We start from the raw sequence: 13,792 nt of genomic DNA, 5'->3' as shown, positions 1-13,792 counted from the left end.
GTGTCATTCCTTGACCGGACAAAAACCATGAAGAAAAAAATCATCTTTATTCCATCTACAGTTGGGGATTGGCAAATCTCCTTCGCTTCCATAGGACCACTCGTTCTTTTAGCCCTCGTAAGTCTTTTCACAGCATGCACCGATTACGAAAAAGGTACAGCTACAATTAATCAACACAAAACATGGAGAAATTACGGTGGTGGAAATGACCAATCAAAATATACTGAGTTGAGCCAAATAAACAAATCTAATGTAAAGGATTTGGAAGTGGCTTGGTTCTATCCCAGTGGGGATAACAAAATTTACCAGTTCAACCCTATTGTGGTTGACACGGTGATGTACGTACTTGCCAAAAACAATTCTTTGGTGGCCCTCAATGCCAAAACTGGAGAAGAAATATGGATCCACGCCAATTTATCCCGAATTGCCCGAAGAGGTATCAACTATTGGGAAAGCGAGGATGGAAAAGATAAACGGTTGCTTTTTCAAATCAATAATTACCTGCAGGCCATCGATGCAACCACCGGAAAATCCATTCTCACCTTTGGGGATAATGGTTTGGTGGATTTAAGACAAGGTCTGGACAGGGACGCAAAAACCCTCAACAGGGCACAATCGGGTACACCAGGTCAAATCTTTGAAGATTTGATATTATTGGGAACAGGAACCGGGGAATCCTATCTTTCCACTCCCGGCTTTTTGCGCGCCTACAATGTTAGAACCGGTGAACTGGCTTGGACCTTTCATACCATTCCAAGACCGGGGGAGTTTGGGTATGATACTTGGCCAAAAGATGCTTACAAGTATGTAGGTGGTGTAAATGTTTGGGGAGAAATTACGGTGGATGCAAAAAATGGAATCGCATTCTATCCATTGGGTTCTCCCACCTTTGATTATTATGGAGCAGACCGAATTGGTAGCAACCTCTATGGTAATTCGCTATTGGCACTGGATGCCAGGACCGGTGAGCGTCTCTGGCATTTTCAAACGGTTCACCACGATATTTGGGATTATGATCTGACTTCTGCTCCACAATTACTTACGGTAAATCATGACGGTCAAGAAATTGAAGCTGTTGCCGTAGTCGGCAAAAATGGATTGGTCTATGTTTTCAACAGACATACCGGTGATCCTTTATTTCCCATAGAAGAAAAACCTGTACCTCCAAGTCATGTGGAAGGGGAAGAAGCTTGGCCCACACAGCCTATCCCTACGGTTCTGCCTCCTACAACGCGGTTAGCGGTTACTGAAGATGACCTCAGCGAAGTTTTCCTTACCAAAGAAGAACGTGCCGACTGGGCCCGAAAATTACGCGACAGTATTCAAACAGGATTGTTCACGCCTCTATCCAATAAATTTGAAACCTTGGCCATGCCAGGTGCTGTGGGCGGAGTAAATTGGGGAAATACAGCCGCAGACCCCAATAAAGGCATATTATATATCATAGCGCTGGATTATCCATCGGTCTATGACAAGCTGTTAACCTTGGAACAAATCGAGGCGAAAACAGCCAACATCGGTAGCTTTTTTGGAAATGCCCGATCCTACATTCAAAATTGTGCAGCGTGCCATGGACAAGAAGGTGAAGGACTCGTAGGTCCAGCATTGAGCAATATACAAGAACGAATGAATTTAAAAGACTTTACGGATATTATCGTGACAGGTCAAGGGGATATGCCTGCTTTTACAGATTTAACGAGTAAACAAATAGAGGATCTGTATGAATTTTTAGCCGAAGATGGTGCAAGTAGATATAGCTCACAGTTTGGAAGCAGTGAAGAGAGTCCAACAGAAGGCCCGGTGGTTGCTTCAGGTGGGGCTCCGGGAGGTCTTGAAGACAGGGTGCTTGAAGGTAATCCTGGAAGATATGGCGGACCATATCCTGAAGGTGTTGAAGTGGAGCATGAACGCCTATATCTATACCAGTGGGGTTTGGAATTTCCTTATATTATTAGCCCGCCCTGGTCCCAGATAATGGCGTATGACCTCAATGACGGTACCGTAAAATGGAAACGTCCCTTGGGTCAAGACCTTGAAGCCTTAAAAAAAGGCTTTGATAATACAGGTGTGCTAAGAGCTCAAAGAAATGGGATGATCATTACCTCAACAGGTTTGGTTTTCTCAACCTCAAAAGATGGCAGAGTCTATGCTTTTGATGCAGAAAATGGTGAGGAATTATGGAAATCCAAGCTTCCTAAAGGAAGTGAAGGCTTACCGGCCATGTATGAAGTGGATGGAAAACAATATTTGGCGGTAACGGCAGCAACTCCCATCAAATTTGGTCGAGAAGGTGTACCCGAGGAAGGTGAAGACCCAAATGCACAGGGTGGTTATGTAGTGTATGCTTTGCCTGACTAACTTTAAGAAGCAGTTAAAACAATGAAGATGAAAAAATACAGTATCCTTGGATGGTTCTTTTTCCTGATAGCGATTGTACATGCACAGGATTTGAGTAAACTACAAGACGTAAAAGCTATTACCTTTCTCCCAGACTACTTGTTTTCGGGTTCAACACTGGATCGATGGAAGTCTTATGGAGAAAATCAATGGTCGGCCAGCAATGGTGTAATTACCGGTAATGTCAATGGCACAAAACCCGGAATTTTATTGTTTGACCAATCTTTTCAGGATGTTTCTTTTCAGGCATCCATTAAACGGGAAAGCACTGTGGAAACTGGTTTTCTATTTCGTTTTGAGAAGAAAGGAGATAAAATTGATGCCGTCTTGGTTAGCATTTCAGCTGATGGGTCGGTAACTCCTTATAACATCAGTTTTGACACCCAAGGGAGTGAAACAAGTCGTACCAAACTGGCAAGAGCAGGAGGAATTTGGTACCGCGTAGCCCCTCCCATCAAAGAAGAAGAGGGGAACTCCTTTTCAGGTTATACAAGACCTGAACCCCCTAAAGACCTTCCGGTGACCCGACCCAACACAGACTTTGTTGAAGGAGAATGGAACCAGTTGGAAGCATATATGGACGTGAATGTCATCCGTTCCTTTTTAAATGATGGTGGTGAAGTGGGCGGAACCACGGGAGAAGAAACCAACAATGATGGTTATGGCCCTGTTGCACTTTATATTGGTGGCAAGGGTAAAGTGCAGTTCAAGAACATCATGCTCAAGGATGCATACGTCAAAAACACGCCGTTGGAAAAGGTTTCAGACCGATTTAAAATTCAACCTATTAGTGATATGTACTATTCATGGGGAACGGATACCGCCGATTTCAACAAAGATGGCGAAGTAGATATTGTAGCTGGCCCATATATTTATTTTGGACCTGACTTTACTGACCGTATTGAAATCTTTCCAGCTATTGCCGCAGGCCCTTCCAAGGAGTTTGCCTACAATCGTGTTCAGGATGCATACGATTTCAACAATGATGGCTGGCCCGATGTGGCTTCCAGTGCATTTGCCACTACCCTCTACATCAATCCAAAAGGAGCCCACAAGCGATGGGAAAGTTATAATGTCCTTCCAGATGGTGGCCAAAGTGAGATTACAGAGTTCACCGACATTGATAAAGATGGTAAACCCGAATTGGTTTATGGCGCCAAAGGCTTTGTGCGCTATGCCAAACCTGATAAAAATGACCCAACCAAACCGTGGACCGTGTACAATGTATCGGAGGCAGGACATGCTCTTGCACATGGCATTGGTACTGGAGACATTAATGGAGATGGTCGAGTGGACATTCTAAACGCATTGGGCTGGTGGGAACAACCTGAAATATTGGACAGCACCAAGACGTGGAAATATCACCCTGTAGCTTTTGGAAGATATGGCAAGCGAAGTACCAACATTGGAAGTAGCCACATGGCCGTTTACGATGTAAATGGAAATGGATTACTCGATGTGGTTGCCAATTTAAATTCCCATGGATTTGGGCTTGCATGGTATGAGCAAAAAAGAACCAATGGAGAAATTAGCTTTGTCCGCCATATGATAGCCGACGATTATGGCTTTGATAATGCAGGAGGTGTCACCTTTTCCCAACTTCATGGGGCCACCTCGGCCGATGTGGACAATGATGGACTTTTGGATTTTATTGTAGGAAAGCGGTTGTTTACACATTTAGACAATTATTATGATCCAGATACCTACGGTGCACCCGTTCTCTATTGGTACAAGACGGTACGGGATGCCAATGCTCCTGGAGGGGCAAGATTTGTTCCAGAATTGATTCACAATCGTTCTGGAGTGGGTTCGGAGGTGGATGCCGTTGATTTGGACAATAACGGAACTGTGGATATTCTTACGTCCACCAATACCGGAACCTATATATTTTGGAATAAGAAATAGAAAAGTAAAATTAACCCAGTAGGAGTTAGTTGAGTTAGTAGTTTTTTTAGTTCAAGTAAAAAAGAGAGGTGAAAACCTCTCTTTTTGTTTTGATTATTTGAACTTTTCTTTATTCAGGAAAATCAATCTCTTCGAACATCTTGTAGTTATCAATGGATGTGGCAGGCGCAAAAAAGCAAATGACTTTCATTTCAACATCGCCTGTATTTTTGAGCATGTGCACCTTTCCCTGTTCAAAAAGAATGGCGGAACCCGCTCTTACATCACCCACTTCGTTTTCAATCATTACTTTTCCTGAACCGGTGATAATGTATATCAATTCCTCACTTTTGGGATGGGAATGGGCCGGTCTAACCGCTTCTCCGGGCATTACCCGAATGACACACACCGAAAGATTATTGGCTTGCAAGGAGTCTTCATTGGCCAACCAACGCATAAACCGTCCTGGGTGTTTTACCTCTTCTACTTCACTTTCATGCAATATGGTCATGATTTCTTATTTTAATGTTTTTGATATCGTTTCACTGAGACTGGCCGCATCCAAACCAAAATGTGCTGCCAATTGTGGATATGTTCCGGAATGGACATAGTTTGTTTCTCCATTTTTGGACAAATTGATGGGATACAAATTAGCCGTATCAATAGTTGTCTTGGTTGAAAAAAGTACCCTTCTGAAATGTGTCCAAATAAAACCATTGTTCTGTTCTGCAATAAAAACAGGTTTTCCGGATTCATACAACGTATGGATGGTATCTGCATCAATAGAGGGCATATCGATGACCTCAACGCTCAAACCGTCTTTTTCCAAAAGTTTACTGGCTTCCAGAGCTTCTGATACTCCTCTCCCACTACTCACTATGTAGGCATCAATTTTTTTCTTAGGTGCTATGGTGTATGACTTTCCAAACTCGAAGGTAAAATCCTTATCATATAATACATTCGAAGGAGCTCGAAGGATTCGCAGGTAGATGATTCCCTTATTTCCTTCCATGATCCATTTCATGATGCCCAACAATTGCTGTGGACAGGACACATTGATGATTTTCACATGCGCTGTTTCATTCATGACCAACACGTCGTCGTTGCCCATGTGGGTAGCTCCATTGGATTGTGTTTCCAAATCCGCTGCGGTGGCCAACATGGTATAGTCAATACCGTGCCCTTCGGAGAGCCAGCCCTTTTCAGCAATGATTTCCAATCGTTCTTGGTGGCCAACGGCTATTCTCCGCAATACCTTCCAATCAAAGAAGGGACAAAAGGTGCTTACCCAAACATTGGAACCCAATATACCCAAGGCCTCCCCTATCAACATCATATTGGCTTCGGCAACTCCGGCATTATGCGCCCTTGCCTTATCCACAAATCCAATCCCCGCCTGAAGTCCACTGGTGGACGCCAAATCTGAATCCACGGAAAAAATCCGTGAGTCCTTGGCAAAAACCTTCATGGCACTCTCAATGACCTTATGGGCGGCGTGGGAACTTCCTTTTTCCAAAGTAGGAAGCGCACTGGAATCGTAGCTTATTTTCTTATCTCGTATAGGTGCCTTTTTGGTTTTGACTTTGGAAGGATTGGATTTCACCGCTTTGATTTCCTTGCCTCCAACCAACTCCAATCCCATGGAGGCAGCATGTTTTTTTATGACGGCTTGAATTCCACTTAGACCTTCCTCGGTTCCCAATGCATTAAAAAAATTGCAGAAATAGGCTACCCGCTCTTTTCGGACCTTTTCATGCTGGGTTGTTTCCTGATCAAGGATAACATTGTCGATTTTGGCCTTGTGGTTGTTCATCTGGTCCGAAAAACCACCATGTCCTTTGGTCGATTTACAGATAATTGCCGTGGGGCGACCATCCCTTGCACCGTATTTGAACAAATGCAAGGCATCGTACACGGCATGATAGCGTGTTGCATCCACCTCAATGACCCTCCAACCAAAACTTGCAAAACTTGCTCCTAAACCGTGGTAAGGGTAATGTAATCGAGAAACAGAATCCAATTGTCCACCATTGTTATCAACCATCACACAAAGATTCTCCAACTTTTGTGCACCAGCATACATGACCGCTTCCCAAATAGGCCCTTCCTGCAGTTCGCCGTCACCAGTAAGGGCAAACACATCAAACTTTTGCAAATGCTGCCCAGCGATGGCCATTCCTTGGGCAACTCCCATGCCTTGACCCATAGGACCTGTCGCTAAATGCACTCCAGGCAATAAAGGACCAGGATGCCCATTTAAAATACTTTCAATAGAACGGGAATTCTCCAATATCTTTTTGTCGAAATACCCCAAATCGGAATAGATGGAAGCCAATGTGGCCACTGCATGCCCTTTGCTCAACACAAATTGATCTTGTTGAATTGAGGTCGGGTTCTCCACATCAATATCTATGATTCCGCCATAAAAAAGGCCCACCATGGGAATGGTGGCCGAAAAAGCCCCTCCGATATGAATGGCATTGTCTATGGCATGCCTACATTGATACAGACTGAGCATCCGAATATCGGCATCTTTGATTTCCAGTAATTGTGTAATGCCCTTTCTAACAAGGGAATCTTTATCTTCTAAATACACCACGCGTTTCTTCTTCTTTAGATCTTTAGTTTATCCTTCTTTGGATTTGGTCAATTTTTAGAGCATGGACCATCCACCATCCACAAAATAGGTCGATCCCGTTACAAAGGAGGCTTCATCCGATGCCAAGAAATACATCACATTGGCCACCTCCCGCGAAGTACCCAATCTGTGGAACACACTCTTAGCGCCCAATACTTTTTCGGTTTCTTCCGGATCTGGTGAATCGTTGATGGAGCCTCTCAACAAAGGCGTATCAATAGCTCCCGGGGCCACACAATTGACTCTAATATTATTTTCGGCCAAGTCTAAGGCCATGCTTCTGGTTAGGGTATCAATCGCTCCTTTGGAAGATGAATAGGCAGCACGTTCCCCAACGGCCCTATACCCGAGAATAGAACCCGTATTCACAATGGCTCCTCCACCCTGCTCTACCATCATGGGAACAAAGGCATTGGACATGTAATAAATTCCTTTAAGGTTGATGTTGTACAATTTCACCCAATCTTCTTCGGTGCATTGCAGAATACTTCCGCGAACTTCCAACCCAGCATTGTTGATCAATACATCTGCCCTGCCAAATTTTTCTTTGGTCTTTTTGGCGGCATCCTGCACTTGTTCCTTGTTGGAAATGTCACAGTAGCAAAAAATGGCTTCTTTACCCAAAGCCGCTATTTTCTCGACCGCTATCTTCCCTTTTTCTTGATCAATATCAACAATCACAATATTGTATCCGTTTTCGGCAAATTTTTCAGCGGCGGCCAATCCTAGTCCGGATGCACCACCACTTACAATCATTACTTTACTATCCATGGGTATTGTTTTTTAATGTTCGTATTTATCCGTTTGGTTTTGTGGCAATCTTAATGGCTCCATCTTTTCGGTTTTCGAAAGTGTCCAGTGCCGTTGCAAAGTCTTTTAGGTCGAATCGATGCGTCATCAAAGACTTCAAATCAATTCTATTGTTCAGCAACATTTCTATGGTAGGTTGCGCCGTATTTGGGTTGGCCCTATTTCCCACCAGTTCCACTTCATCCAACACCATCCGTTTTATGGGGAGGGAAGGATCGGAATGCGGAATTCCAATCATGGAAACCACACCACCCTTACCAGCAGCCAAACAGGCCGTATTGATGGACTTTGCAGTTCCTGCACATTCCAGAACGGCTGGGACGCCTCTTCCGTTGGTCATATCTTTTACAACAGAAACTACATCATCGGTTCGGTAATCGATGGGAATGGCTCCCAACTCCTCAGCTTTTTTGAGTCGTTCACCGCTTCCGGCTGCAATAATTCTTCCAGCACCCAAAGCTTTGGCACAAAGAATGGCCATGAGTCCTTGAGGTCCCGTTCCCAATATCAGGATGTCGTCACCAGGTTTCAGCCTCGACCTTTCAACCGTATAGAGTGCAATACTCAATGGATCCACACAGGCGGCATATTCCAAGTCCATACCATCAGGTACTTTGAAGATGCTCTTTACCGAAGTCCGCATGAATTGTGCATAGGCTCCTGGGGTGTAGTGACCGTACTGCCGATGGCCCTTTTCTTCATGCCCATAATTAAGGCAGATGTTATATCGCCCTTTTTGACACATTTCACAATAACCACATCCGCAGTGCGATATCCCGCAGACCCTATCCCCTTCTTTCCAACCCAGTTCAGCGGATTTTTTACCCGTTTGTACAATCGTTCCTGACCATTCATGGCCGGGGATAAATGGAAATCCGGTAGGCCAAAATCCGGGGAAATCCCCATTGATAATGTGAGGGTCGGTTCCACAAATAAAAGTGGTATCCACTTTACAAATGACCTCATCCGCATCTGGTACGGGTACGGGAACAGTTTCTATTGAAAAATCTCTTACTCCCTTTAGGACAAGAGCGTTCATTTCTTTTGGTAGTTGCATAAATTTTCTTTTGTTTTTTATTTTTTCCAGTGAACCATGGGCAACCCTGGTACCGGAGATTTGAAATAGGGAATGTTCTTGCCTTTCAGGGAACCAATATAAACCGTGCTCAAATCTGGTCCCCCGAAGGTAACACTGGCCATCCAAGGTGCAATCCCTTGACCTGTGGCAAACAGCACATCTTCGGTAACATTATTGTTATAAAATGCCTTCTCCAATGCATCAACTTTTGTGGGATCTCCCTCATCCAATAGGGTTTTCATATCGCCCTCCGGGGTCAGCACAAATAACTTGTCTGAATACACCGTAGTTCCCCACAAATTTCCATAGGCGTCAAATGCGATACCATCGGGCCAAGCACCTTTTCCCAATTTGGAGGGTCCAAAAACTTCTCTATCCACCAAATCTCCATTTTCGGTAAGCCGCATTCTGGTAATACAGCCTCCAGTGGTTTCAACGATGTATAGGAATTCCTCATTCTTATCGAACCGGATTTCATTGGTAAAACCAAACCCATCGGCCATAATTCGGAAAGCGCCATCCTCATATCGGGCCACATACCCATCTTTTAGGTCATGCTTTAGGGCATGCATCCAATTCTTTGTTTTTGTGGAAATAGTTATCCAAATCCGGTTTTTTGAATCGCGTAACACAAAATTCACCTTTCCAATTTCCTCACCTTCAATAGTGTCAGCCAGAACTATTGTTTCTCCTGTTCGCGTCATACGCTCCAAACGGTCAGTTCCGAAATTTGAAATCAGGATGTCTCCGTTATCAGCGAATGCCAAGCCGTTGGGCAGGGTCCCTTCCAGATATCTGGTCGCTTCACTATCTGCTGCCTCAAAAAAATCAGACCCTGTTTGGGTAATCAATTCTTGGGTTCCATCAGATGCAATTTTCATCACTCCCCCTCTCGCATCAGCAGACCATAAGAATCCATCGGGCTCTGCCAAAATGCATTCGGGTCGTTGTAAATCGGTTCCTATGGTTTTTATATCTGATTTCAGTAATTCAAAATCATGAATGGGGTTTTCCTTGAATTTAGCCATGTAGTTGATTTTAAAATTTTCTGGACCATTCTTTGGGCCATCTCTCGATGACGATCTTGGTCTGTGTGAAAAACTCAATGGCATGCCTACCTTGTCCATGAAGATCCCCGAAGAAACTTTCATTCCATCCACTGAAAGGGAAAGGCGCCATAGGTGCAGCTACCCCTATATTGATTCCAATATTCCCTGCGTTGGCCTGATTCCTAAACTTACGTGCATTGGCCCCACTGCTCGTGAACATACAGGCCATGTTGCCGTATCTTCCACTATTGATAAAGTCGAGCGCGGCATCCACGGTGTCCAACTCCACCAAACTCATTACCGGCCCGAAGATTTCGGTCTTGATGACCTCTCCCCCTAAAGGAACATTCTCTAAGATAGTGGGTTTTATGAAGTTACCTTTTTCAAAACCTGAAATTTTGGCATCACGACCATCCAATAAGAGCTTGGCACCTTCTTTTACACCTTGATCGATCAATCCAGAAATACGGGCCTTACTTTCGGCGGTGATCACCGGACCCATTTCCACGCTTTCATCCAAACCATACCCTGTTGAACGGGACTTTGCTGCTTCATAAAGGGCTTCTTTTACTTTACCGTTATCCCCTACGGTGATGATGTTGGAGGCAGCCAAACAACGTTGCCCTGCACATCCGTAGACGCTATCCGCAATAATCTTAACAGACATGTCCAAATCAGCATCCGGGAGAATAATTACAGGATTCTTGGCACCACCCTGGGCCTGAACCCGTTTTCCGTTCGCGGCCCCTTTAGAGTAAATATATTTAGCAATATGGGTAGACCCCACAAAACTGATGGCCTTTACCTTTGAATGCTCCAAGAGTCCATCCACGGTTTCCTTGCCACCATGTACCAGATTGACCACACCTTCGGGAAGGTCCAATTGATCTATAAGTTCAAAAACCTTCATCATGGTCAATGGCACTTTCTCGGAAGGTTTTAGGATGAAGGTATTTCCACAAGCAATGGCATACGGAAGAAACCAAAACGGAATCATTCCTGGAAAATTAAATGGGGAAATACAGGCACAGACCCCTAATGGCTGACGAATCATAAACTCATCGATACCCCTCGCAATATTTTCGGAAAACTCACTCTGGCCAAGGGTAGGGATACCACAGGCCACCTCAACATTTTCAATGGCGCGTTGCAATTCTCCCCTGGACTCGCCAATGGTTTTACCACATTCCTTGGTAATGGTCTGTGCCAATTCTTCTCGGTGCTCCTCCAACAAGGCCTTAAGCTTATAAAGGGGCTGTACTCTTGTCATCACCGGAACCTCACGCCACTCTTTATACGCTTTTTCAGCAATTTCCACAGCGGTGTTCACATCCTTGGCCGTAGATGCCCCGTAGGGCACCTTTCCAAGAACCTCCTGTGATGCTGGGTTAATTACATCCGTGGTGTTTTTCTCCGCACTTGCCACCCAAGCTCCGCCTACATAATTCTTTAGTATTTCCATAAAGCATTAATTAATAAGGTTTCTAAATGCATATCTAGAAACCTTATATTTTCTATTGATTTTGATTTTGGTTTTTCGTCTATACTTATTTTTTCGGTCTATGATAACCTATCTATTTCAACTGAATTTATATCCAAGGTCCACCAAATAATCCCGGGATATTTTTGCGGCTTCAAAGGTGGAATATGCCGGCTTTATTTTGTTGTCATAATCCAACTCAAACATGATATCCCCTACCATCTTATCCCTGCCCCTTTCAAGCATTTTCAAGAGTTTCTTGATTTTAACCTGGCCTTCACCCAGAGGAGCATATCCCAAATAGCCATTATCTCCACCTTCATAGTCCTTAAGGTGTACATGTTCTATCAACGGCATAAAATCCCGGAAGATTTTAACCGGGTCCGCGCCCCCTTTTTCCAATTGCCCGGCATCAGGGCCGAATTTCATATAGGTGGTATCCACATTTTCCATTATGAAGTACACTTCCTCTTCGGTTTCAATGGGTGTTCCTGTATGTGGATGCAATGCGCACGTAAGACCAAGGTCTGTCACCGCCTTGGCATAATCGTTCATCGCCTCCACCATGGTTTTCTTGTGCTCCTTATAATCATAACCTTTTCGGTCTATGGATGATGGGCAGTATTCCACCAAGGTACCGCCTGCCCTTTTCAACAGCTTGGCCCAACTGGTCAATTTTGCCAACTCTTCCTTCCGTTTTGATGGGGATGGGTCAAGCACATCAGTCATACAAAAAGCAGAACGGATGGGAATATTGTTTTTGGCAATTACATCTTCCAACCGGATGCCCTTATCTTCCATTTCTTGAATGGTCCAACCGAAAGTCTCAAAACAATGGAAGCCCAATTGGTTCATTTCTTGTAAAGCAGGTTCCAAATTATCCAGACCATATCCCCAAAGAATAAAGGTGGCCCCTATCTGGAATCGCTCATTGATTTCCAAGCTATTGATGAAGTCCATATTGGGCAATGTCACCGCAGCAAGACCTACCGCACTGCTCTTTTTTATAAAATCCCGTCTGGAAAATTCATTCGATTTACGCATAACATTTTTTATTTGATATTTCTTCTATTTGGAGAAAGTAACCAATCCAGCACCTCCTATCAACATGAGTGCCCCCAAAATTTTGGTAATCGAGATGGGTTCAACCGGAGCACCCAAAAAACCATAGTGCGACATCACCATACCGGCAATGACCTGCCCTGCAATCATCAACAAAAATGCCGGGGCTGCACCTATCTGCGGAATGATCCATGCAATTCCAAAAACCAATGCTGCGCCAATGGCTCCTGCAGTCAATAGCCATAGGGGAACATCCTTTAATCGGGAAAATACTTCTGGCTCCCATTGGGTAAGGCCAATAATTACAGCGGTAACCGCGCCAATACACCAAAAGATGGCATTTCCCATCTGTGGGTTGTTCAAGGTTAATCCTACTTGTGAGTTCATCGCTAGGTGAACTGCCAACACAACGCCTAGTAGCAGCATTAAAACATATAGGTACATTTTTGCTTTCATTTTAGATTAATATTATTTGGTATCGATTCTAACTCGTGTTTCTAAAGCGTTTCTGTTTTGGCAAGTCACATTATAGCCTCAACCGCCTTCATTATATATAAGGGGGAAATCGTTAAAATGATACCGACATTCCTATTTTTTTTGGGCAATAATTATCAACTTTTTGATTTTGACTTCAAATTACTGAGGCAACGGCATAAGGATAAATATTGGAACCTACTTATTGGACAATTTAAAAGGTGGGGGATTTTGATAAAAAAAATGCTCCACTTTTGGGTGGAGCATCAGTATACTATTACTATTCTTTCTTAGGTTAAGGAGTCAAACTATAGGTGAAAGTGATGTTTACTTGGATGGTATTTCCGCTGATATCCGTAATATTAAAATCATCGGAAAACGAAAAGCTGGTTTCGCTCCCATTAAAAGTTAGGGTCAAATTTTGTTGAATGCATGCATCCACAAAACTCAAGGTGTTTGATGACAATTGCCAAGTACCATCAAAAGTACCTGAATTTTGGCAATTTGTTCCATTTAGTCCTTGTTCAAACGTGTATGTCCTGTTGGTATTAAAAGTATAAACTCCATCTTTTTGGCATTCTCCGTATTGTGCAAAAAGATCGGTACTTGGATTATCTTGGTCATCATCGGTAATATCCACAGCTTCATCTGCAAAAATAGCTGTAAGCACCCATTCCCCAACCAGTTTCTGTTCATTGGCCTCCAACGCTCCGGTAAAATCTTCGGGGCAATCAGAAGAACCATCATCTGTACTGCACGATGTCATAAATCCACCCATCATAAGCAATGTACCGATACTGAAAATTATTCGCTTCATAGTAAAAATCAAAATTTTAAGGTTTCTAGTTTGATGTAACAAACCCCAGAAGGTTGCATCAAATCTTCGGATTTTTTTTCAAATCTACCGTTTAGGGGTTGAA

At 43.7% G+C, this 13,792-nt stretch carries 11 protein-coding genes; 2 read left to right on the top strand and 9 right to left on the bottom strand.

Features of this window, described 5'->3' with window-relative positions; translation table 11 throughout:
* Positions 1 to 27: 27 nt before the first annotated feature.
* Together FG28_RS14140 and FG28_RS20195 are read left to right on the top strand one after the other, a co-directional pair.
* A complete protein-coding gene (locus tag FG28_RS14140; protein WP_051947360.1) occupies positions 28 to 2,358 on the top strand; it encodes a PQQ-binding-like beta-propeller repeat protein in 2,331 nt (776 codons plus the stop codon).
* Between the two features lie 27 nt (positions 2,359 to 2,385).
* Positions 2,386 to 4,302 carry an FG-GAP-like repeat-containing protein gene (locus tag FG28_RS20195; RefSeq protein ID WP_197062605.1) on the top strand — a complete coding sequence of 639 codons (1,917 nt, stop codon included), beginning with the start codon at positions 2,386 to 2,388 and terminating at the stop codon, positions 4,300 to 4,302.
* Between the two features lie 109 nt (positions 4,303 to 4,411).
* Here FG28_RS20195 and FG28_RS14130 read toward each other — a convergent pair whose 3' ends face one another.
* The 9 genes from FG28_RS14130 to FG28_RS14085 form a co-directional block, all read right to left on the bottom strand.
* Positions 4,412 to 4,792, bottom strand: coding sequence for a cupin domain-containing protein (locus tag FG28_RS14130; RefSeq protein WP_036383827.1), 381 nt, complete (start codon positions 4,790 to 4,792; stop codon positions 4,412 to 4,414).
* A gap of 6 nt (positions 4,793 to 4,798) precedes the next feature.
* Entirely contained in the window at positions 4,799 to 6,880 is a 2,082-nt protein-coding gene (locus FG28_RS20190) for a transketolase C-terminal domain-containing protein (RefSeq protein WP_051947357.1), read from the bottom strand.
* A gap of 54 nt (positions 6,881 to 6,934) precedes the next feature.
* Positions 6,935 to 7,690 (bottom strand): SDR family NAD(P)-dependent oxidoreductase, encoded by a 756-nt coding sequence (locus FG28_RS14120; protein WP_081894397.1) that lies wholly within the window; start codon positions 7,688 to 7,690, stop codon positions 6,935 to 6,937.
* Positions 7,691 to 7,715: 25 nt separating this feature from the next.
* Entirely contained in the window at positions 7,716 to 8,786 is a 1,071-nt protein-coding gene (locus tag FG28_RS14115) for a zinc-binding dehydrogenase (RefSeq protein ID WP_036383822.1), read from the bottom strand.
* 17 nt (positions 8,787 to 8,803) lie between these two features.
* On the bottom strand, positions 8,804 to 9,835 hold the full coding sequence (locus tag FG28_RS14110; protein WP_036383820.1) for an SMP-30/gluconolactonase/LRE family protein: 1,032 nt from the start codon (positions 9,833 to 9,835) through the stop codon (positions 8,804 to 8,806).
* Between the two features lie 10 nt (positions 9,836 to 9,845).
* Positions 9,846 to 11,318, bottom strand: a complete 1,473-nt coding sequence (locus tag FG28_RS14105; RefSeq protein WP_036383818.1) for a CoA-acylating methylmalonate-semialdehyde dehydrogenase — start codon at positions 11,316 to 11,318, stop codon at positions 9,846 to 9,848.
* A 117-nt stretch (positions 11,319 to 11,435) separates the two neighbouring features.
* Positions 11,436 to 12,380, bottom strand: coding sequence for a sugar phosphate isomerase/epimerase (locus tag FG28_RS14100; protein ID WP_036383815.1), 945 nt, complete (start codon positions 12,378 to 12,380; stop codon positions 11,436 to 11,438).
* Positions 12,381 to 12,404: 24 nt separating this feature from the next.
* Positions 12,405 to 12,854 carry a DMT family transporter gene (locus FG28_RS14095; RefSeq protein WP_081894395.1) on the bottom strand — a complete coding sequence of 150 codons (450 nt, stop codon included), beginning with the start codon at positions 12,852 to 12,854 and terminating at the stop codon, positions 12,405 to 12,407.
* Between the two features lie 313 nt (positions 12,855 to 13,167).
* Positions 13,168 to 13,689 (bottom strand): DUF5004 domain-containing protein, encoded by a 522-nt coding sequence (locus FG28_RS14085; RefSeq protein ID WP_051947351.1) that lies wholly within the window; start codon positions 13,687 to 13,689, stop codon positions 13,168 to 13,170.
* Positions 13,690 to 13,792: the final 103 nt, after the last annotated feature.

Source organism: Muricauda sp. MAR_2010_75 (assembly GCF_000745185.1).
GTDB lineage: Bacteria > Bacteroidota > Bacteroidia > Flavobacteriales > Flavobacteriaceae > Flagellimonas.
The sequence above is the reverse complement of the archived record's forward strand: the minus strand, read 5'-3'. Positions and strand labels throughout refer to the sequence as shown.